Genomic DNA, 19,690 nt, shown 5'->3' with positions numbered 1-19,690 from the left:
GCTCCCCAGCGTCCGAGAGGAGTCCCCTTCCGCCATGTCCGAAGAATCCGCCAAGGTGGTGCCCGCCCCGGCGCCCGGCGGCCACCGCATGTCCATCGGCGACCGGCTGGACCGGCTGCCCGTCCTTCCGGCCCATCATCGCCTCACCGGCGTCATCGGCGTCGGCCTGCTGTTCGACATGTACGAGAACAACCTGTCCGGTGTCCTGTCCAAGGTGCTCCAGGCGGACTTCGCCCTCACCGGCACCACGCTCAAGCTGGTCCTGGCGTCCGCGTTCCTCGGCCAGTTCCTCGGGGCGGTGGTGCTGGGCCGCTTCGCCGACCGGTTCGGCCGGCGGCGGGCCTTCCTGGTCAACCTGGCACTGTACTCGGGCGCCTCGCTGGCCGGCGCGTTCGCGCCCTCGGTGGCCTGGCTGGTGGCGTTGCGCTTCGTGGCGGGCATCGGCATCGGCGCGGAGCAGTCGCTGACCGACACTTACCTCACCGACGTCCTGCCCGCCCGGCACCGCGGCCGGCTCATCGCCTGGACGTACACCATCGGATTCTGCGGGGTCCCGGCCGTCGGCCTGCTCGCGGTGTGGCTGGTGCCGCTCAGCCCGCTGGGCATCGCGGGCTGGCGCTGGCTGTTCCTGTTCGGCGCGCTGGGCTCGGCGGTGGTGTGGGTGCTGCGCAGGGGCCTGTTCGAGTCCCCGCGCTGGCTCGCGACGGTCGGCCGCACGGCGGAGGCGGAGGCGATTACCGCCAAGCTGGAGGCTCAGGCGGGACCGTCCTACGCCACCACTGCGCTCCCCGCGCCCGTCGTCGAACAGGCGCCCGCGCCCGAGCGGGGCATGCTCCGCTCGCTGTTCTCGGCGCCGTACCGCCGCCGGACGGTGATGATGTGGGTCTTCTGTCTGCTGTCCACGGTCGGCTACTACGGCTTCGGCACCCTGGCCCCGCAGGTACTGGCCGCCAAGGGGTACGACGTGGTGGCGGGGCTCGGCTATACCGCGGTGTCCTTCTTCGGGTACCCGGTGGGCTCGCTGCTGGCAGCGCCCCTGATGGACCGGATCGAGCGGAAGGTGCTGGTGGCGGGGTCGGCGTGCGCCATGGCGGCGGCCGGGCTCGGTTTCGCCTTCGCGGGTTCGGTCGGCTGGGTGGTCGCCTTCGGGTTCGGCTACACGCTGCTCAGCAACGTCTTTTCCGCCGCCTCTCACGTCCTGCTCGCGGAGCAGTATCCGACGGCGATCCGGGCCGGCGCCTCCGGGATCGCCTACTCCCTGTCCAAGCTGACCGCCGCGGCCCTGCCGTTCCTGCTGCTGCCGCTGCTGGACTCGGGTGGGGCGGGGCTGCTGTTCACGGTGATCGCGGGCGCGATGGCGGTGCTCGCGCTGGACGTGGTGGTGCTCGGGGACCGTACGACAGGCCGGCCGGTGGACCGGCTCCCCGCGCGCTGAGCCGAACGGCCGTGGCGGCGGGACCCCGGTGTCATGGGGTCCCGCCGCCACGGCCGTGCACGACGTCGCGCAGATGTCGTCGCGCAGTTGTCAGCCCTGCGGCTCCTCGGTCAGCCGGGCGTCCAGGAGCCGGACCACCTCGTCGGCGTTGCGGGCGATCTCCTCGTCGTCCGGGGCGCCGATGACGGCCATGAGGAACTCCACCATGGAGTGCCGCAGTTCGTCCGTGCTCTTCGTCGTCTCCGCAGTGGTCGTCTCGATGGACATGCGTCTCTCCTGGGATCGGTTCAGAACGAGTTGCAGGCGCGGAAGATGTGCGCGAAGGACGGCAGCGAGGCCTGCCCCTCGAAGGCCACGTACTCGGGGATCAACAACTCGGGTCCCCACTTCTCCTTGTAGGCGAGCTGGGTCTGAGCCGGGTACAGCGCCGCGCCCTCGGCCCACAGGAACTGCATCAGCCAGCTGAACGCCGGGCTGTGGCCGGGAAGTTCGGCGTCCGGGGAGAGCCCGGTGAACGGGGTGAAGCCGAAGTGCAGCCACTCGGCCCCCTCACCGCGGAAGATCTCGATCGCCGCCGCGTTGACGGCCTCCATCAGCCCGGGTGAGCCGTCCGGCAGCCGGCGACTGAGGTCGTGCATCCAGCCCGAACGGCTGCCGTAGACCGGGGAGTAGGAGATGTAGGCGACCGGTTCCTCGTCGATGGTGCCGAGGAAGAGCCTGCGGTGCTGTTGCGCCGGACCGCCGATCCGGCCGACGAGGAACTCCAGGGGTCGTACGTTCTCGCCCTTCGACTTCAGCCAGGCCCGGTCGATGCGCTCGATGGCGTCGTGCCGGCCCTCGGCGGCCACCTCCTCGACCTTCAGTCCGTTGCGCAGGGCCCGGGAGATCTTGTTGCGCAGCTGCATGAACCTGGTGCCGCGCAGGCTGAATTCGGGCAGGCCTACGGCCCAGGAGGCGCCGATCTGGTTGACGGTGAACCCGTGCCGGACGTACCGCTCGGCGTCGTAGGCCTGCAGCTGCACGCCCACCACCCGCAGCCCCTGGTCCCGGGCGTGCGCGCGGAAGGCGGCCACGAGGGCGCCGTAGGAATCCTCGGGGGCGAACGGGCCGCCGAACTGCACCAGATACCCCCCGGCCCGCCGGTACAGCACGACGCCTTCCGTGCCGGGCAGGGTGAAGACCTCCTTGTCGTCGTTCATGGCAAGAAAAGCGCTGGGGTTTTCTGCCTCTGTCCAGTTCTTGATGGCGTGCAGAAGTGTGTCTGACATGAGGAGAGTAGAGCAGACTTCAATTAGCCACCGAAAGGGGTTCCGGTCCGAGAGTCAGCGCATGTCAGATCAGAGTCAGTCGCGCATCAGGACCGTATCAGAGAACCCTGGAACAGTCTTTTTAAAACAGGCTGCACAAAGGAATTTGACGGCAATACGGAGGCGTAAATCCATGGAGCGGCCGATGCACACGCCGGAAATCCGCAGCTATCAGCTCTACATTGACGGAGAGGACGTGGAGAGCGACCACTGGGTGTACACGGTCAGCGCCCGTTCCCTGCTGGAGGACGTTTTCACGAGCGTCAGTCTGAAGCGCGAACTAGAACGGAATCCGGAGTCGGAGACAGCGAGTCATCCGTACGTGGCCGGCCGGTGCGCGGTCGCGGGCGACGAGGAGATCGACCGGGCCACCGCGGCCGCCGCGGCCGCGGCCCCCCGCTGGGCGGCCGTCCCGCTCGGCGACCGGATGCGGCTCGGCACCCTGTTCCGTGAGGAACTCCTGCGCCGGCAGGACGAGTTCACCGAGATGCTGATGGTGGAGGGCCACCCGGTGAAGCTCGCCCGCTGGGAGCTGAGCTGTCTGCTGCAGGTGTACAGCGAGGAGAGCCTCGGCTGGTACCGGCAGCAGATGCACACGGAGTTCGAGCACGGGCCGCGCCGGCTGATCGTGCGACGGCAGCCGGACGGCGTGGTCGCCTTCAACCCGCCGCAGAACGCGCCCGCGCCCAGCGCCGCCCTGGCCGTGCTCGCGGTGATGGCCGGCAACGCGGTGGTGGTGCGGGCGCCGCGCAGCATCGCGCTGAGCACGATGTGGCTGATGCGGGACGTGGTCGCGCCGCTCCTCGACGAGGTGGGCGCGCCGCCCGGGACGCTCAACGCGATCTGCGGCAACCCCCGCCAGACGCTGGACCGCTGGCTGGAGGACCCGCTGATCGACGACGTGTTCTACATCGGCGGCAGCCAGGAGGGACTGCGCTTCCAGGAGCAGTGTGTGGCGCGCGGCAAGAAGCCGATCCTGGAACTGGCCGGCAACGACGGCATCGTGGTCTGGCGGGACGCCGACCCGGTGCGGGCCGCCCAGGCGATCGCGGAGGCGTTCTACGGTTCCGGCCAGATCTGTATGGTGCCCAACTACGTGCTCGCGCACCCGGCGATCGCCGACCAGCTGGTCGCCGAGGTCGGTCGGCGGGCGGCGGCGATCCGGCCCGGCTATCCGGAGGACCCGGAGGTGCTGCTGTCGCCGGTGCGCCGCAGCGAGCGGTTCTTCGCGCTGCTCCAGCAGGCCCTGGACCGGGGCGCGGAGCTGGTGGCCGGCGGCAGCCGCGCCGAGGTGGACGGCACCCCGTCCGAAACGGGGGTCTTCCTCCAGCCGACGGTGCTGCGGGTCGAGGGTCTGACCGAGGCCCGCAAGTACGACGTCGTGCGCGACGAGACGTTCTTCCCGCTGCTGCCGATCGTGGTGCCGGAGCCCGGCACCGACGCGGAACTCCTGGAGCGGGTGATCGGCTTCGTGAACTCCAACGAGTACGGCCTGCGCAACTCACTGTGGACAGAGTCGCCGGAAGTGATCGACGCCTTCGTGCGCCGGATCGGCAACGGCGGCCTGCTGAAGATCAACGACTCGCACATCGGCTTCCTGCCCTATCTGCCCAGCCACGGCGGCACGGGGCTCACCGGCGGCGCCTTCGGCGAGGCCAACTACCCGATGCTCAAGACCTCGCATCTGCAGGGGGTGAGCATCGCGCGGGACGTCAGCCCGCACGAGGCGGTCTTCGGCTCCTGACCCTCCCGGTACGAACACCCCCGTAGGAGATCCCCCATGCGCTCCCTCACCACCGCCCGAGAGGTGTGCGAACGCCACCAGCCGGGCCTTCTCGCCGCCCTGGAGTCCCTGTCCTTCGCCGAGCGCGAGGCGACCGGCTCCCCGGCGGTCGCGCGCCTGCGCGAGCACGGCGGAGCCGGTCTGCTGGTCCCCGTCGAGTACGGCGGACAGGGCGCCGACGTCCTGGACGCGGTCCGGGTGCAGCGGGCCGTGGGCGCGGTGTCGCCCTCGCTCGCCGCAGCCTCCACGATGCACCACTTCACCGTGGCCATGCTGTTCGAGCTCGCCACGGACGCCAGCCGGCTGACGCCCGCTCAGACCAAGGTGCTGCACGGCATCGCCCCGGAGCGGCTGCTGCTCGCCTCCGGCTGGGCCGAGGGCCGTACCCAGCAGAACATCCTGATCCCCTCGGTGACGGCCACCGAGACCGAGGGCGGCTTCCTGCTCAACGGCGCCAAGAAGCCGTGCAGCCTGGCCCGTTCCATGGATGTGCTCACCGCCAGCATCGCGGTCCCCGGTGCCGACGGCACCCCGGAGCTGGCGCTGGCCCTGCTGCCCGCCGACTCCCCCGGCCTCTCGGTGCACCCGTTCTGGGGCAACGAGGTGCTGGCCGCCTCGGAGAGCGAGGAGGTGCGCCTCACCGACGTGTTCGTACCGCAGGAGCTGGTCGTGCGGACCGTACCGGAGGCGCCGCATCTGCTGGACGACCTGCAGACGACCGGGTTCGTCTGGTTCGAGCTGCTCATCTGCGCGGGCTACGCGGGCGCCGCGACCGCTCTTGCCGCCACCGTGCTGGAGCGGGGGCGCGGCAGCTCGGGCGATCGGGCCGCCCTCGCCGTCCGCGTCGAGTCCGCGTTCGCCCTGCTGGAGGGCGCCGCCCGGGCCGTACGGGACGGACTCGACGGCGAGGCCGCCGTGGCCGAGGTTCTCGTCGCCCGGTACGCGGCCCAGGAGACCCTCGTCCAGGCGGCCGACCAGGCCCTGGACCTGCTGGGCGGCATCGACTTCGTCCGGGGCGGCGAACACACCCGGCTCGCCGACTCCGTACGGCCGCTGGTCTTCCACCCTCCGGGCCGGGCGTCCGCCGCCGAGCCGCTGCTCCAGTGGTTCGCCGGCGGCGCCCTGGAGCTGTCATGACCGCACGCGTCCCCCGTCCCGGCGTCACTGGAGTCCCCGCATGACCACCACCGCACAGCCCCTGGACACCGTGTCCGAGGAGGACGTCCTCGGCCTGTACCGGGCGCATCTGAGCAAGGGCCGGGCCACCGTGGCCGAGCTCTTCGGCAGCCACATGGAGGTCGAGTCCTCCGGCGCCTGGCTCACCACCAGCGACGGCGAGCGCTTCCTCAACGCCGGCGGCTACGGCGTCTTCATCATGGGCGCCCGCCACCCCCTCGTCGTCGAGGCCGTCGAACGCCAGCTGCACCGGCACCCGGTGGCCACCCGCATCCTGCTGGAGCCCACCGTCGCCCAGGCCGCCGAGGCGCTGGTCTCGGTGATGCCGACCGGCCTGGACCGCGTCCACTTCGCGCTCTCCGGCACCGAGGCGGTCGAGGCCGGGCTCAAACTGGCGCGCGCGAGCGGCCGGCGGCGCACGGTCGCGATGCTCGGCGGCTACCACGGCAAGACCATGGGCGCCCTGTCGGCGACCGCGAAGAAGGTCTACCAGGACCCCTTCCGCCCGCTGCTCCCCGACTTCACCCACATCCCCTACGGCGACACCGAGGCCCTGCGCGAGCAACTGGCCGCGCACCCGGGCGAGGTGTGCGTGATCCTGGAGCCGGTGCAGGGCGAGGGCGGGGTGATCATCCCGCCGGCGGGCTTCCTCAGGCAGGTCGAGGCGCTCGTCCGGGAGTACGACGGCTTCCTCGTCCTGGATGAGGTGCAGTCCGGGTTCGGGCGGCTCGGCGAGTGGTGGGGAGCCGACATCGAGGGCGTCGTCCCGGACGTCCTGCTGGCAGGGAAGGCGCTCGGCGGCGGCATCGCCCCGGTCTCCGCGGTCGTCGCCACCCGCAAGGCGTTCCGCCCGTTCGACAAGGACCCCTACATCCACACCGGGACCTTCTCCGGGCAGCCGCTGCTGATGGCCGCCGTGCAGGGCGCGATCCGGGCGGTCAAGGAGGAACGGCTGGTCACCCGCTCGATGGAGCTGGGCGCCCGGCTGCTGCCGCGGATCACCGAGATCGCCCGCCGCAACCTGCCCGGCCTCCTGGTGGAGGTACGCGGACGCGGGCTGCTGATCGGGATCGAGCTGGTCGAGGCGGGGCTGGCCGGCGAGCTGCTGATCGAGCTGTTCAACCACGGGGTGGTGGCCAACCACTCGATGAACGGCAGCTCGGTGGTGCGCTTCACCCCGCCCGCGATCATGACCGACGGTGACGTGGACCATCTGCTCAACTCCTTCGACAGGGCGACCCGCGACCTGGTCAGCGGTTCCGCCACGATGCCGGAAAGGCGGTAGCGAACCGTGCGACAGGTTTCTCTTGAGGTGCTGGTGCGCGCGGAGCGGGCCACGGACGTCCTCCACGCCGTGGGCCGCTGGGAGCGCTATCCCGAGCTGGCCCCGCACGTGGAGTCCACCACCGTGCACGCCACCCACCCCGCCCCGGACTGCTCCTCCAGCTGGGAGCTGCACTTCCGCAGCGGACTGCTGCGCTGGACGGAGCGCGACGAGTTCCACGTCGACGCCCTGGAGATCCGCTTCGAGCAGACCGACGGGGACTTCGACTCCTTCCACGGCACCTGGCGGCTCGCGCAGCGGGGCGCGGACGTAGCCGTGTGCTTCACCGCCGAGTTCGACTTCGGCATCCCGAGTCTCGAAGGCATCCTCGACCCGATCGCCGAGCGGGTGATCAGGGAGACGGTCGCGTGGGCCGTGACCGGGATGTTCCCCGACAGCGAGGTGCTCGGCGAGGAGCCCGGCCTGCCCGGCAAGTCCGCCGAAGTGCCCACCACGGCCTGACAGGAGACAGAGCGCCATGGACCAAGCGAACCCGTTCGAGACCCCCCGTACCTACTCCCTGCACCGCGCCGAGTACCTGGTCGGCCTCGCGGTGTCCACGGGGCTGATCATCGCCCATCTCGGGGACATCCGGTGGCTGCCCTTCGTCGGGCTGTTCCTCTACATCGACCTCATCGGCTACATCCCGGGCGCGATCGCCTTCAAGCGCGCCAAGGGGCGGCCGATCCACAAGGCGTACTACGTCGTCTACAACGTGATGCACAGTCTGATCACCCAGGGCGCGGTGGTGGGCCTGTGGTGCTGGCTGATCGGGCCGGAGTGGGCGCTGCTGGCGATCCCGTTCCATCTGTGCGGCGACCGGGGCCTGTTCGGCAACTTCATGAAGTCGTTCGCGTTGCCCTTCGAGCCGGTGCGGCAGCCGGGCTACCTGCGGCTGCTGGACGACCTGGGCCTGGCCCATCCGAAGCCGGCCGGGCACACCGCGCACGAGGGCGAGCCCGTCCCCGTCGGACACCTCCCGACGGCCCTCCGCCCGGTGCCGCAAGAAGCGGTCCGATGAAAGCCGCCGCCGCGTCGGCGGTGGGACTGCTGGCCGCCCCGGTCACCGTGCTGACGGTGTGTCACGACGGGCGGGTGCACGGAACGACGGTCTCCGCCCTCACGACCGTGTCACGGACCCCGCTGCTGCTGACCGCGAGCCTGCGGGAGGGCTCCGACCTCGCCCAACTGGCGCTCGCCGAGGGGAGGTTCGCGGTCAACGTGCTCAGCGGCGGACAGCGTGCGGTGGCCCGGCGGTTCGCCGACCGGGACCGCCCGGCGGGCGCCGCCCAGTTCGAAGGGTTCGCCTGGCGAACCGACCGCTACTCGGGCGCGCCCCTGCTCGACGGCGCGCTGGCGCACTACGCCTGCCGGGTGCGCGGCAGCTTCCTCGTCGGCGACCACGAGGTGCTGCTCGGCCTGGTCGTGCGGGCGGACGCCGGCCTCTCCGGGCTCCCGCTGCTCAGCTACGACGGCGAACTGTTGGCGGGCGGAGCAGACGCGGATCTGTCCTGCGTACCCGATTTCCCCATCATCCATCCGAAGGAGACGGCAACGCTGTGAACATCGACGACACCGCCGCAACGGTCGCCCGCGAGGCCGACTGGGACACCGCTCCCGGGCTCCTGGACGGCGCCATGCAACTCACCCTCGGGCCCGAGGAGTGCGATCTCGCCTACTGGATCACGTCCGTCGCCCAAGGCACGCTGAGGGACCGGGGCGTGACGGGGCATCACGTCGACGCGAAGGTACCGGACTTCCTCAAGGAGCCCGGACCGCTGCGTGAGGCGCTGATCCTGGAGTTCGGCTACCGGGGCGTCTCCGAGGAGATCGCCACCCGGCTGCTCGCGCCGTACGTCGAACTCGCCCCGGGTATCCCGGAGATGGAGTTCTACGCGACACAGCTGCTCGACGAGGCCCGGCACGCACGGGTGTTCCGCAACCACCTGGTGGAGCTGGGCATGCCGGCCGACACCCTGCTGCGGGACGTCGAGGAGCTGTCCGCCGACTACCGGCGCCGGGTCCTCCAGCCGGTCGAGGACTTCACGCTCGACATCGTCCGGGACCGCAAGGACTTCGCGGGCGGCGTGGCGGTGTTCGCCATCGTCATCGAGGGCGTGCTCGCGCCCGCCGCCGAACTGAGCGAGCGCAAGTGGAGCCCGCTCTCCCCCGCGACCAGCGAGATCTCCCGGGGCACCTCGATCGACGAGATCCGGCACCTGACCGTGGCGAGCACGATCCTGAAGGACCATCTGGCCGCGCACCCCGAGTCCCGGGACCGGATCGTGGAGGTCATCCAGGCCGGGGTGAGGTTGTGGGACGAGGTCCCCGACCGGGAGTTCGTGATCCACCGCGAGAAGCTGTTCCAGGAAGGCATGGCGGCCCACGCGGACAGAATCGGCGACTACGAGATCTGGCCCGGCGTGCGCATGCTCGACACCACCCCCGACCAGCGCTACGACATGGCGGAACGGTGGACCGAGCAGATGGCCGAGGTCCGCATGGCGTACATGGGGCTGCCGCCGGAGCTGCTGGGCGGCGCAGCGAGCGCCACGTGAGGGGTGCACCGGCCGGCCGGGCCGCGGTGATCGCCGGCCTCGGCTGTCATCTGCCACCGGACGTGGTGACCAACGAGGACCTGACCCGCCGCCTCGACACCTCCGACGAGTGGATACGGTCCCGCACCGGGATCGCCACCCGGCACATGGTCAGCCCCGGCACCGCCACCTCCGACCTCGCGGTGGAGGCGGGCCGACGGGCGCTGGACTCGGCCGGCTGCGGCGCTGACGCCGTGGTCCTGGCCACCACCACGCCCGACCGGCCCTGTCCGGCCACCGCCCCGGACGTGGCCGGCCGGCTCGGGCTCGGCCCGGTCGCCGCGTTCGACGTGTCGGCGGTGTGCAGCGGCTTCCTGTACGGGCTCGCCACCGCCTCCGGGCTGATCGCCTCCGGGACCGCCGAACGGGTGCTGCTGATCGCTGCCGACGCGTTCACCACGATCATCGACCCGGCCGACCGCGGCACCGCGGTGATCTTCGCCGACGGCGCGGGGGCGGTCGTCCTGCGCGCCGGGGATCCGGCCGAGCCCGGTGCGGTCGGCCGGGTGGTCCTGGGCAGCGACGGCGGGCTGAGCCGGCTGATCGAGGTGCCGGCGGGCGGGTCCCGGCAGCGCTCCTCGGGGGTGACTCCGGCGCCCGGCGAGGAGTTCTTCCGGATGGCGGGGCGCGAGGTGTACCGGCACGCGGTGGACCGGATGACCGCCTCGTCCCGGCAGGCGGCGGAGGCGGCCGGCTGGGCCGGACCGCAGGACGTGGACCGGTTCGCGGCGCACCAGGCGAACGCGCGGATCCTGGCCACCGTCGCCGACGACCTGGGCATTCCACACGAGCGTCGGCTGTCCAACATCGAGCGGGTGGGTAACACCGGGGCCGCCTCACTGGCGGTGTTGCTCTCCCAGGCCGCCGCCGAGGGCACCCTGACGGCCGGTCACCGGCTGCTGCTGACCGCGTTCGGCGGCGGGCTCGCCTGGGGGGCGACCGCGCTGGTCTGGCCCGACGTCAAACCCGCCTGACCCTCTGTACCCACTCTAAGGAGACACCGTGTTCGAGACCCTCAAGGAAATGCTGGTCAGCAAACTCAAGGTCACCCCGGAGAGCGTCGTCCCCGACGCCACGCGGGAGGACATCGACCTGGACTCGCTCGCCGTCGTGGAGCTCTCCCTGGTCCTGGAGAAGGAGCTGGGGCTGGCGATCAGCGACGACGAGTTGCTGGAGGCGGCGACCGTCGGCGACATGGCGAGGCTGATGGAGGAGCGGAGCACCGCGGCATGACCGTCGGCGCCGACATCGCGGTCACCGGTGTCGGTCTCGTGACGCCCGCCGGGACGTGCACCGCCGACAACTGGGCGGCGGTGTGCGCCGGACGGCCGACGGCCGCGCTCGATCCGGTGCTGGAGGGCAACCCGGTACGGCTGTCCTGCCGGGTGCCGGGCTTCGACGCCGACGCCCTGCTCGGCGCCCGGCGGGCCCTGCGGCTGGACCGGTTCGTGCAGTTCGCGCTGGTGGCGGCCCAGGAAGCGGTGGCGGACGCCGGCCTGGACCCGGCCTCCTGGGACGGCGCCCGGGTGGGTGTGGTCATGGGGTCGGCCGACGGCGGTCCCGGCACCGTGGAGGAGCAGCACCTGGTGCTGATCACCGAGGAGGCGCGGCGGGTCTCGCCGCTGCTGCTTCCCATGCAGCTGCCGAACATGCTGGCCGGGCAGCTCGCGATCGCGCTCGGGGCCACCGGACCCAACCTGGTGGTGGCGACCGCGTGCGCGTCGGGGGCGACGGCCATCGGCACCGCCCGGGACCTGCTGGCCCTGAACCGCTGCGACATCGTCCTGGCGGGGGGCAGCGAGGCGATGATCACGCCGCTGGTGATGGCGGGGTTCGCGCAGATGGGCGCGCTGTCCGCGCGTGAGGACGACCCGGACAGCGCCTCACGCCCCTTCGACGCCGGCCGGGACGGGTTCGTCGCCGCCGAGGGGGCCGGGGTGCTGGTCCTGGAGCGCACCGCCGACGCCCGGGCCCGGGCCGCCCGGGTCCGGGGGCGGGTGGTCGGGTACGGCGCGAGCGCGGACGCCCATCACATGACCAGCCCGCACCCCGAAGGTGTCGGCGCCGAGTCGGCGGTGCGCGCGGCGCTCGCGGACGCCGGCGCCGCCCCGGCGGACGTGGGGCATGTGAACGCGCACGGCACGTCGACACCGCTCAACGACCTGGCCGAGGGCCGCATGCTGAGCCGGGTGCTGACGGGGAGCCCGTTGGTCACCTCGACCAAGGGGGTGACCGGTCATCTGCTCGGCGCGGCGGGCGCGGTGGAGGCGGCGCTGACGGTGCTGGCCCTGGAGCAGGGGGTGGTGCCACCGACCGCCGGTCTGTCCGCGCTGGACCCGCGGCTCGACATCGAGGTCGCGACGGCGGCCACCGCCACCCGGGCCGACCTGGCACTCAGCAATTCCTTCGGTTTCGGCGGACAGAACGCCGTGCTGGCCATCGCGGCGGCCTGAGCCGGCCGGCGCCGCACTTTCCACGTCCGAGAGGTAGGGGTGAACGATGCACGATGCCCGTGAGCTGCTGACGCTGGGCGACAAGGGGGTGGCCCGGCTGGCCCGGCGCGGATACGCGCTGCGGCTGGAGGAGCTGGAGTCACTGCACCGGGAACGGACCGAGACTGCGGCCGAACTGGACCTGGCCCGGGCCGAGTTGAAGCGCTCCGCGAAGAGCCGGGAGGCCGCGACGGCGGAACGGCGGGCCGCGGCGCGGCTGCTACGGGAGCGAGTGCAGCGGGCCGAGGCCCGGTTCCGCGAGGCCCGGGAGCGGCTGACCGGGCTGCTGACGGCGGTCCCGAACATCCCGCTGGACGAGGTCCCGGAGGGGCGGACCGAGGCCGAGGCGGTGGAGGTCCGCCGGTGCGGCCCGCCGCCGGCCCCGGCCGACGAGTCCCGTCACCACGCGGCGGTCGGGGCGGAGCTCGGCATCCTGGACGCCGAGCGCGCGGCGAAGCTGTCCGGCGCCCGGTTCTCGGTGGCACGGGGTGCGGGTGCCCGGCTGGAGAGGGCGCTGGCCGCCTTCTTCCTGGACCTGCACACGGGCACGCACGGCTACACCGAGTACTCGGTGCCTTATCTGGTCACCCGGGAGACGATGACGGGCACCGGGCAGCTGCCCAAGTTCGAGGAGGATCTGTTCGCCACCCGGGTCGGGGACCGGGAGCTGATGCTGATTCCGACCGCCGAGGTGCCGCTGACGAACCTGTTCGCCGGCGAGGTGATCGACGCGGCGCGGCTGCCGCTCGCCGTCACCGCCCATACCCCTTGCTTCCGGGCCGAGGCCGGTTCCTACGGCCGGGACAGCCGGGGTGTCCTCAGGCTGCACCAGTTCGAAAAGGTGGAGCTGGTCCGCCTCTGCGCGCCGGACGACGCACGGCGCGAGCTGGAGTTGATGGTGACCCACGTCGAGGCGTGCCTGCGGGCGCTCGAACTGTCGTACCGAGTGGTGCTGCTACCGGCCGGCGACCTCGGGTTCTCCGCCCGGATGACGTACGACCTGGAGGTGTGGCTGCCGGGCGGCGGGGCCTTCCGGGAGATCTCCTCGGTGTCCGACTGCGGTGGCTTCCAGGCGCGGCGAGCCGGGATCCGGCATGGTGGCCCGGGCTCCCGGAAGGCACCCGTCGTGACGCTCAACGGCTCGGCGCTGCCGATCGGCCGGACCGTGGCTGCGATCCTCGAACAGCATGTGCGGCCGGACGGTTCGGTGCAGCTGCCCGAGGCGCTGGTGCCCTACGCCGGCTTCGCCCGCATCCTGCCGGGCGGAGCCACCACCGCCTGATCGGACTCCGTGCCCGGGATCCGGGATCCGTGCGCGGTCGTGTGGCCGCGTACATAGGGCACCTGGTTGAGGATCTCCCGCAGGCGCTGGCGCAGCTGGACCGAGGGTTCGATGCCCAGCTCGTCGACCAGCCTGCGCCGGGCGCTGTTGTAGGTCTCAAGGGCCTCGGCCTGCCGGCCGGCCCGGTACAGGGCGAGCATGAGGAGCTCGGTGATCCGCTCGCGCCAGGGGTGGGCCACGCTCATCCGCTTGAGCTCGCCAATGGTGCGGACCGGGTCGGCGATGTCGATGCCGAGGGAGAGCCGGTCCTCCGCTGCGGTGAGGAACTCCTCTTTCAGCTGGAGGGCGACGCTGCGGCACATCGGACCCTGGACGACGTCCTGCAGCGGGTCGCCCTGCCACAGGGCCAGCGCGTCCTCGAACAGGGCATAGGCGAGGACCGGGTCGCTGTGCAGGTGGGCCCTGGCACGCGCGATCGACTGCTGAAACGCGCCGGTGTCGACCGTGGCTCCGTTCAGCTCCAGCACGTATCCCGAGGGGCGGGTGACCAGCTGGGGGCCGGTGCCCGGATCCGACAGCCGCTGGAGCGTACGGCGTAGCCGGTACACGTGCGCCTGTAAGGAGTTGCCCACGGTGGGCGGCGGTGTCTCCCCCCACAGCTCACCGTACAGCTGCTCGACGGGGAGCAGGCGTCCGCCGGCGACGAGCAGGACCGCGAGCAGGGTCCGCTGCCGGGCACCCGCGAGCGTGGTGACCCGATCACCGGCCCGGATTTCCAGTGGGCCGAGGAGTCGGAAATTCATGACCCCTTTGCATTCTTTGCTTTTCGTTGGGTTCACGTTTCCGTCAGGTGAGCGGTGCCCTGAGGCCGCAGACCGCTCGTCGGAATCCACTATCTGAAACACCACTGTTCTCCGATCACGCACGAGAAGCGCACCACCGTCAACGCATTAATTAATGCGAAGCACCAAGCCGAAGGCAAGAGGAGGTGGGGGCGGGGGTCGATTATTGGCCAACGCTTGAGATGAGCCATTACTCACACTCGTACGAGGTCGCACACCCCTACAAACCAGGACGCGGACGGTCAGTGGAACGGCCTTTGGCGCAAAGTACAGCGATATCGCGTTCATAACGTTGTCTGATTCAAACCGAAACTGACGTCCAAGTGGGCAGACCAGCCGTGATAATCGGGCAATCTTCGGGTTCATTACCTTGGAGGTAATTGACATGCATTCCCGATTGAAACCCGCCCGATCGACCGATGGTCAGCGCCCAATCAGGCAGACATCAGAAGGCGCGGGCACAGTCGCCACTGCAATTCGGCGGCAGGAACGGAAGTCGGGTCACGAAACCCGGCTTCGGTAATATATTCCATTACCTTGGGCTCCGGGGAGAAGAATGCTTGATCATGCTCAGTTGAATACGGTGTCAACAGCCCGTCCGCCTGCCCTGTCCACCCGGCACATCGTCTGTCTCGTCGTCTCGGCGGCCGCCCCGCTGTCGGCGATGGCCGGCACGGTGCCGCTCGCCTTCGCCTTCGGCAACGGCGCCGGGGTCCCGGCCGCGTTCGTGCTGACCGGGCTCGTCCTGCTGTGCTTCTCCGCGAGTTACGCAGTGGTCGCCCGCCGCACCGGCGGCCGGGGCGGCTTCTACTCGGCCGCCGTCGAGGGGCTCGGCCGCCCGGCGGGGGTGGTCAGCGGATACGTGGCAGTCTGCGCCTACAACCTCGCGACCATCGGACTGCTCGGGGCCTTCGGCTACTTCACCTCACTGGTGCTGGCCGACCACGGCCTGCAGGTGTCGTGGTGGGCCTGTGCGGCGGTCGGCCTGGCCCTGGTCGGTCTGCTCGGCTACCGGGACATCGGGGCCGGCGCGCGCACGGTGGCCGTGATGATGACGGGTGAGCTGGCGATCCTGCTCGCCCTGGACATCGCGGTCGTGGTCCGGGACGGCGTCCCCGCCGCGCTCCCGGCGGCGTCGTTCGCGCCGCACGAGGTGTTCGGCGCGGGCTTCGGGGTGTCGGTGATGTTCGCCGCCATCTCGTTCATCGGCTTCGAGTCCGCCGCGCTGTACGGCGGGGAGGCACGGGATCCGCGCCGCAGCGTGGTGCGCGCCACGTATGTCGCGGTGGTCCTCGTCGCGGCGTTCTACGCGTTCACGAGCTGGGTGGCGGTCGGCGCGGTGGGCGCCGGCCGGGTGCGGCAGGAGGCGGGCCGACAGCTCGGTAATCTCTTCTTCACGCTCGCCGACTCCTATCTCGGCTCGTTCGCTGCAACGGTCATGCAATTCATGCTCTGCACCAGCCTGTTCGCCGCGACCCTGGCGCTGCACAGCGCCGCCAACCGGTACACACAGACCCTGGCCGCCGACCGACTGCTGCCTTCCGCGCTGGCCGCGACGCACCCCCGGCACGCCTCCCCGCACCGGGCGGGGCTCGCGCAGACGGTGCTCAGCGCGGTCGCGGTCGCCGGGTTCGCGCTCGCCGGACGCGATCCGTACACGGGGATGACGACCACCATGCTGGGGCTCGGCACGCTCGGCATCGTGGCCCTCCAAGCCGTCGCCGCGCTGTCCGTGCTGGGTGTCGCCCGCCGGTCGGAAGGGGTCTCCCCGTGGCGGATCGCCGCGTCGGTCCTCGGCTTCGCCGGGCTGGCCGCAGCGTTCTGGCTCGGGGCCGACAACTTCGCGCTCATGACGGGCTCCTGATGGAGACTCAGATGAGACCCTCACGGATGGCGTACGCCGCGACATGCGTCCGGTTCCGCAGTCGGAGCCGCTTCATCAGGCCGGAGAAGACAGTCTTGACCGTCCGCTCCGAACACTGCAATTTCTTCGATATCTCAGCATTGCTGTACCCGTCGGCCGCCATCCGCAGGACGTCGGCTTCCCGCTTCGACAGGCCCGAGGCGGAAAGTCCCCGGGGCGCGAGGACATCCCGCTGCACCCGGCTCACATAGTCGAGCAGTCCGCTCTGCAGAGCTGCCGGAAAGCACGCCTGCCCCTCCGCCACGAGCTCCACGGCCTCGAGCAGTCGCTCCTGAGTGAATTCGACCCGTCGCAACACGGCGCGGACTCCGAGTTCGGCCGTCTCCGAGTAGTCGGCATTCCAGGTGTCGCCAGAAATGAGCAGGAATCCGCAGGCCGGTTTCGCCAGGTTCCGCAGGAGCTCCATGGTGGCCGCACCCACCTGCGGTACGGAGACGACGGTCACGTCGGCCTCCGTGCCCAGAGCGACGTCGACGAGTTTCGTTCCGGGTTTTTGCAGCGCGCCGGTCAGCCCCAGGAAACTCAGGGGGTCCTCCGCGTGAACCGCTACCCGCACAAGACGCACGAAGGCCTCCTCCGTGACGGAACGACCGCTTCCGAACGCTGTTGATGGTGGCACAGGAACACGGACTGTCACACGCCGTGCACCCAGGTCGGAAGAGGTTGTAGGGAAAAGTCACAGCACGGGAATCACGGCGCGCAGTGCCCTTGCGCGGTCGCGGTGCGCGGAAGTCCTCCGTCCAGCCAGGCCGTCGCCAGTGCCACCCGCGAACGGCGGCCGGTGCATCTGAAGATCTTCGCAAGGTGCGCCTCGATGCTCTTCTCGCTGCGCGCGAGGGCGGTCGCGATCTGCCGGTTGGTCGACCCGCCGGCGACCATCTCGACGATCCTCAGATCGAGCCGGCTCGGGAGCAGGCGGTCCCCGCTGGGCCGGGGCACCACGAGGCGGAACTCGGCGGCGAGGCGTACGAGGGTCTTCCGGGCCGGCCGCGACGCCATGCCCTCGTGCTGCCGCCATGCCTCCCGCAGCCACCGCTGCTCACCGGTCCGCCGCAGCAGCCACACCGCGGCGCTGAAGGCCGCCTGCCGGCCCCCATGCGCGTCGAGGAGCCTGTACCCGCCGACGGCACCGTCCACGTCGTCCCGTGCCAGTCCGCGCCCGAGCAGCAAGGCGGCGCGGGTCAGCCGGGACGGGGCGACCGTGTCGAGCTCCTCCAACTGTTCCAGCGCGGCACCGGCGTCGGCGACGCCCTCCGGGTCCCGCGACGCGTAGCAGAGCACCCGCAGCAACGGCCGCTCAAGCCCCGCGGTCCGGCCCGCCCGCCACAGCGCGTCGCAGTCCCGCCTTCCCTGTCGCCACGCGCCCGCTGTGTCGCCCTGGCCGTGCAGCAGCCCCGCGCGGGCCCAGCTCAGCAACGGCAGGTGCTCCGCGCCGTCCGCGACCCGGTCCAGCCAGGCCGCCGCCCGCCCGAGGTCGCCCCGCCGGCGGCAGATCTCGGCGGCGAGGGCACGACTGTGCAGGTACAGCGGACCGCGCCCGGTGGCCCCCGGGCCCGCCTCGAGGCTGCCCGCCAGGCTCAGGGCGACGTCCCAGGATCCGGTGAGGTACTCGCGGACCAGGGCTTGGTGGACGTGCAGCGGACTCTCCGGGAACACCTTGGGCCTCTTTCCGGGCAGGGTCGCCCAGCAGCTCGCCAGATCACCGAGCCCGAGCGCCTCGCGGATCGCGTACGGCACCCCGGGCGCCCGCGCGGCACCCCGTGCCCCCTCGGTCCACGTGTTCAGGGCCCGGATCAGCACCTCGGCCTCGTCGGCGGACGGCAGCTCCGCCGAACCACCCGCGAACACCGGCAAGCAGTCGGACGGCAGTCGGTGCGTCCCGGAGTGCAGGCGTGCGGCGAGGGTCACCAGTGCCACGGCCTCCGGCATCCGCCGCGCCACCCGGGCGGCCGGGGAGTCGTGGTCCACGGTGTACAGACCGAGCCACTGATCGTGTACGGCGGCCAGGGCCCAGGCCTGTGCGAGCTGCGCGAGGACGGCTCCCGGGGCGAGGCGGGGCAGCAACCGGGTGCCGAGGGCGAGCAGCTCGGCGGGGAGGCCGTGGCGGAGCAGGAGGGGGACAGCGCTGTGCAGGATGCGGGGCAGGTGTGCGTCGTCGGCGGGGAGCTCGTCCAGGAGCGCCCGGCAGGCGCCGAGGGTCCGTAACGGCTCCTGCGGGTCCTGCTCTCGGACGGCGGCCAGCAGCAGTTCGGTCCGCAGGGGAGGGAGAAGCCGGGTCCCGGCCGCGAGCGCGTGGTCGACGAGGCGCGGGGCAGGTGGCCGGGCGCGGTGCGGCCGGTACGCGTTGAGCACCAGCCGGACGTGCAGCCGGGCGACGTCGTCCTCGGTGCGGTGGGCCGGGAGTTCGGCGGCCGCGGGGACGGTGCAGGTGAGCCGCTGCCGGTCGTCGACGGCGACCAGTTCCAGGGACACCAGGGTGTCGAGGAGCCGGCCCAGGCGGTCCTGTGTGGTGCCCAGTTCGGGAGCCAGATTCAGGTAGTCGTCCACGGTGGTCTCCCCCACCCCCGTCAGCCGGGTCAGCAGGGCCAGCACCTCGCCGGGGAAGGGGTCGTCGGCCGACCCGCGCCCGTCCGTACTCGGCAGCCATTCCCTTGGCCGTGCCTGGAACAGGGGCAGCAGTATCGGGGTGCGCGGGTCGGCCAGGTAGACGCGTTCGTCGACCACGACCAGCCGGTCGCGCTCCCGCAGCGTATCGACCGCCCGCATCACCGCCCCCGGGTTTCCCCCGGCGTCCGGTCCGAGGCCACGGCGGACCGCGGCCACCAGCTCCGCGGCGGGCGGCACGCCGAGACGGCTGCTGATCAGCTCGGCGCACTGCCCGACGGTCAGGGGCGGCAGTTCCAGGGTCCGGTCCGCCACCCCGGCCAGTCCCCTGACCAGGCTCGGGTCCACCGCCTCCAGCACCCCGCACACCAGGACGCACGCACCGGCCGACCGCAGTCCCAGCAACAGCGCGGCGACCGGACCCCGGTCCTGGGCCGCCAGGCGGTGGGCGTCGTCGAACAGCACCGCCAGCGGCCGGGGCCCAGCGGCCCGTATCACGGCCGACAGGGTCCGCAGCATCAGGGCGAGCCCGTGCCGGCCGCGCCGGAGCGCCGCCGCCCGGACGGCGGCTCCCGAACCGCCCTCCTCGGCCAGGAGGGCGCACACCTGGTCGACAAGCGAGTCCAGCCCGGGTGTGCCGCGCGGCCCCGGCCGCAGTCTGATCACCAGGTGCCCGTCGCGCGCGACCGGGCGCAGCGCGGCCTCGGCCAGTGTGGTCTTGCCGACCCCGGGCTGGCCGTGCACGGCCAGCAGACGCCCCCGGGAACCGGCGTCGCGCAGTGCGGCGCCGAGCTCGTCGAGCTCGTCCTCGCGCCCGACCACTACGGTGGTCTCCCGGTTCGGAATGGGTGACACCCTCGGCACCTCCGAGTATGCGCTTTGATCGAACTTCCATCCGGACAGCCCTAGTTGATCTATAATTGC

18 protein-coding genes are annotated in these 19,690 nt (G+C 71.6%); 13 read left to right on the top strand and 5 right to left on the bottom strand.

All coding sequences use genetic code 11. The annotated features are described in order from the left end of the window. The first annotated feature begins 34 nt into the window (after positions 1-34). Positions 35-1,435, top strand: a complete 1,401-nt coding sequence (locus ADK36_RS27665; protein ID WP_048583367.1) for an MFS transporter — start codon at positions 35-37, stop codon at positions 1,433-1,435. A 90-nt stretch (positions 1,436-1,525) separates the two neighbouring features. Here the strand turns inward: ADK36_RS27665 and ADK36_RS49640 are convergent, their stop codons facing one another. Further along, positions 1,526-1,702, bottom strand: a complete 177-nt coding sequence (locus tag ADK36_RS49640; protein ID WP_199830259.1) for a hypothetical protein — start codon at positions 1,700-1,702, stop codon at positions 1,526-1,528. Positions 1,703-1,722: 20 nt separating this feature from the next. Further along, complete coding sequence (locus ADK36_RS27660) at positions 1,723-2,703, bottom strand: bifunctional lysylphosphatidylglycerol flippase/synthetase MprF (protein WP_053199454.1); 981 nt, start codon at positions 2,701-2,703, stop codon at positions 1,723-1,725. 184 nt (positions 2,704-2,887) lie between these two features. Between ADK36_RS27660 and ADK36_RS27655 the strand changes: the two genes are divergently transcribed. The 11 genes from ADK36_RS27655 to serS all read left to right on the top strand — a co-directional run bounded on the left by ADK36_RS27655 (position 2,888) and on the right by serS (position 13,396). Next, a complete protein-coding gene (locus tag ADK36_RS27655) occupies positions 2,888-4,486 on the top strand; it encodes an aldehyde dehydrogenase family protein (RefSeq protein WP_078916393.1) in 1,599 nt (532 codons plus the stop codon). A 36-nt stretch (positions 4,487-4,522) separates the two neighbouring features. Continuing rightward, on the top strand, positions 4,523-5,662 hold the full coding sequence (locus tag ADK36_RS27650) for an acyl-CoA dehydrogenase family protein (protein WP_053199453.1): 1,140 nt from the start codon (positions 4,523-4,525) through the stop codon (positions 5,660-5,662). Between the two features lie 40 nt (positions 5,663-5,702). Further along, entirely contained in the window at positions 5,703-6,986 is a 1,284-nt protein-coding gene (locus ADK36_RS27645; RefSeq protein ID WP_048583363.1) for an aspartate aminotransferase family protein, read from the top strand. 6 nt (positions 6,987-6,992) lie between these two features. Beyond that, a complete protein-coding gene (locus ADK36_RS27640; RefSeq protein WP_048583362.1) occupies positions 6,993-7,487 on the top strand; it encodes a type II toxin-antitoxin system RatA family toxin in 495 nt (164 codons plus the stop codon). A 16-nt stretch (positions 7,488-7,503) separates the two neighbouring features. Then, positions 7,504-8,046: a hypothetical protein gene (locus ADK36_RS27635; RefSeq protein WP_048583361.1), complete on the top strand. Its 543-nt coding sequence runs from the start codon at positions 7,504-7,506 to the stop codon at positions 8,044-8,046. Next, on the top strand, positions 8,043-8,588 hold the full coding sequence (locus ADK36_RS27630) for a flavin reductase family protein (RefSeq protein ID WP_053084702.1): 546 nt from the start codon (positions 8,043-8,045) through the stop codon (positions 8,586-8,588). The genes ADK36_RS27635 and ADK36_RS27630 overlap by 4 nt, the downstream gene beginning before the upstream one ends. Before the next feature lie 74 nt (positions 8,589-8,662). Beyond that, entirely contained in the window at positions 8,663-9,583 is a 921-nt protein-coding gene (locus ADK36_RS27625; RefSeq protein ID WP_234329895.1) for a VlmB-like protein, read from the top strand. Beyond that, on the top strand, positions 9,580-10,596 hold the full coding sequence (locus ADK36_RS27620) for a beta-ketoacyl-ACP synthase III (protein ID WP_053199451.1): 1,017 nt from the start codon (positions 9,580-9,582) through the stop codon (positions 10,594-10,596). Before ADK36_RS27625 ends, ADK36_RS27620 begins: the two co-directional genes overlap by 4 nt. Before the next feature lie 28 nt (positions 10,597-10,624). After that, complete coding sequence (locus ADK36_RS27615; RefSeq protein WP_048583359.1) at positions 10,625-10,855, top strand: acyl carrier protein; 231 nt, start codon at positions 10,625-10,627, stop codon at positions 10,853-10,855. After that, entirely contained in the window at positions 10,852-12,075 is a 1,224-nt protein-coding gene (locus tag ADK36_RS27610; protein WP_048583358.1) for a beta-ketoacyl-[acyl-carrier-protein] synthase family protein, read from the top strand. Before ADK36_RS27615 ends, ADK36_RS27610 begins: the two co-directional genes overlap by 4 nt. 46 nt (positions 12,076-12,121) lie before the next feature. Continuing rightward, a complete protein-coding gene (gene serS, locus ADK36_RS27605) occupies positions 12,122-13,396 on the top strand; it encodes a serine--tRNA ligase (RefSeq protein WP_053199449.1) in 1,275 nt (424 codons plus the stop codon). On the opposite strand, the gene ADK36_RS27600 is transcribed toward serS, so the two are convergent. Then, a complete protein-coding gene (locus ADK36_RS27600; RefSeq protein ID WP_063776892.1) occupies positions 13,348-14,199 on the bottom strand; it encodes an AfsR/SARP family transcriptional regulator in 852 nt (283 codons plus the stop codon). The genes serS and ADK36_RS27600 overlap by 49 nt on opposite strands. Positions 14,200-14,821: 622 nt before the next feature. On the opposite strand from ADK36_RS27600, the gene ADK36_RS27595 reads away from it, so the two are divergent. Beyond that, the gene (locus ADK36_RS27595) at positions 14,822-16,102 is read left to right on the top strand and encodes an APC family permease (RefSeq protein WP_053199448.1); all 1,281 of its coding nucleotides are present in this window, start codon (positions 14,822-14,824) and stop codon (positions 16,100-16,102) included. Between the two features lie 7 nt (positions 16,103-16,109). On the opposite strand, the gene ADK36_RS27590 is transcribed toward ADK36_RS27595, so the two are convergent. Then, positions 16,110-16,727 (bottom strand): response regulator transcription factor, encoded by a 618-nt coding sequence (locus ADK36_RS27590; RefSeq protein WP_063776891.1) that lies wholly within the window; start codon positions 16,725-16,727, stop codon positions 16,110-16,112. 125 nt (positions 16,728-16,852) lie between these two features. Next, positions 16,853-19,621 carry an AAA family ATPase gene (locus ADK36_RS27585; protein WP_159391207.1) on the bottom strand — a complete coding sequence of 923 codons (2,769 nt, stop codon included), beginning with the start codon at positions 19,619-19,621 and terminating at the stop codon, positions 16,853-16,855. Positions 19,622-19,690: the final 69 nt, after the last annotated feature.

The sequence above is a fragment of the Streptomyces viridochromogenes genome (assembly GCF_001270495.1).
Lineage (GTDB): Bacteria > Actinomycetota > Actinomycetes > Streptomycetales > Streptomycetaceae > Streptomyces > Streptomyces viridochromogenes_A.
This window is presented reverse-complemented; position numbering and strand designations above follow the sequence as displayed.

Bases quoted from the DNA above. Each gene is read 5' to 3' on its own strand.
- ADK36_RS27610 (WP_048583358.1), top strand. From the start codon at position 10,852: ATGACCGTCGGCGCCGACATCGCGGTCACCGGTGTCGGTCTCGTGACG.
- ADK36_RS27665 (WP_048583367.1), top strand. From the start codon at position 35: ATGTCCGAAGAATCCGCCAAGGTGGTGCCCGCCCCGGCGCCCGGCGGC.
- serS (WP_053199449.1), top strand. From the start codon at position 12,122: ATGCACGATGCCCGTGAGCTGCTGACGCTGGGCGACAAGGGGGTGGCC.
- ADK36_RS27630 (WP_053084702.1), top strand. From the start codon at position 8,043: ATGAAAGCCGCCGCCGCGTCGGCGGTGGGACTGCTGGCCGCCCCGGTC.
- ADK36_RS27645 (WP_048583363.1), top strand. From the start codon at position 5,703: ATGACCACCACCGCACAGCCCCTGGACACCGTGTCCGAGGAGGACGTC.
- ADK36_RS49640 (WP_199830259.1), bottom strand. From the start codon at position 1,702: ATGTCCATCGAGACGACCACTGCGGAGACGACGAAGAGCACGGACGAA.
- ADK36_RS27660 (WP_053199454.1), bottom strand. From the start codon at position 2,703: ATGTCAGACACACTTCTGCACGCCATCAAGAACTGGACAGAGGCAGAA.
- ADK36_RS27650 (WP_053199453.1), top strand. From the start codon at position 4,523: ATGCGCTCCCTCACCACCGCCCGAGAGGTGTGCGAACGCCACCAGCCG.
- ADK36_RS27600 (WP_063776892.1), bottom strand. From the start codon at position 14,199: ATGAATTTCCGACTCCTCGGCCCACTGGAAATCCGGGCCGGTGATCGG.
- ADK36_RS27625 (WP_234329895.1), top strand. From the start codon at position 8,663: ATGCAACTCACCCTCGGGCCCGAGGAGTGCGATCTCGCCTACTGGATC.
- ADK36_RS27655 (WP_078916393.1), top strand. From the start codon at position 2,888: ATGCACACGCCGGAAATCCGCAGCTATCAGCTCTACATTGACGGAGAG.
- ADK36_RS27635 (WP_048583361.1), top strand. From the start codon at position 7,504: ATGGACCAAGCGAACCCGTTCGAGACCCCCCGTACCTACTCCCTGCAC.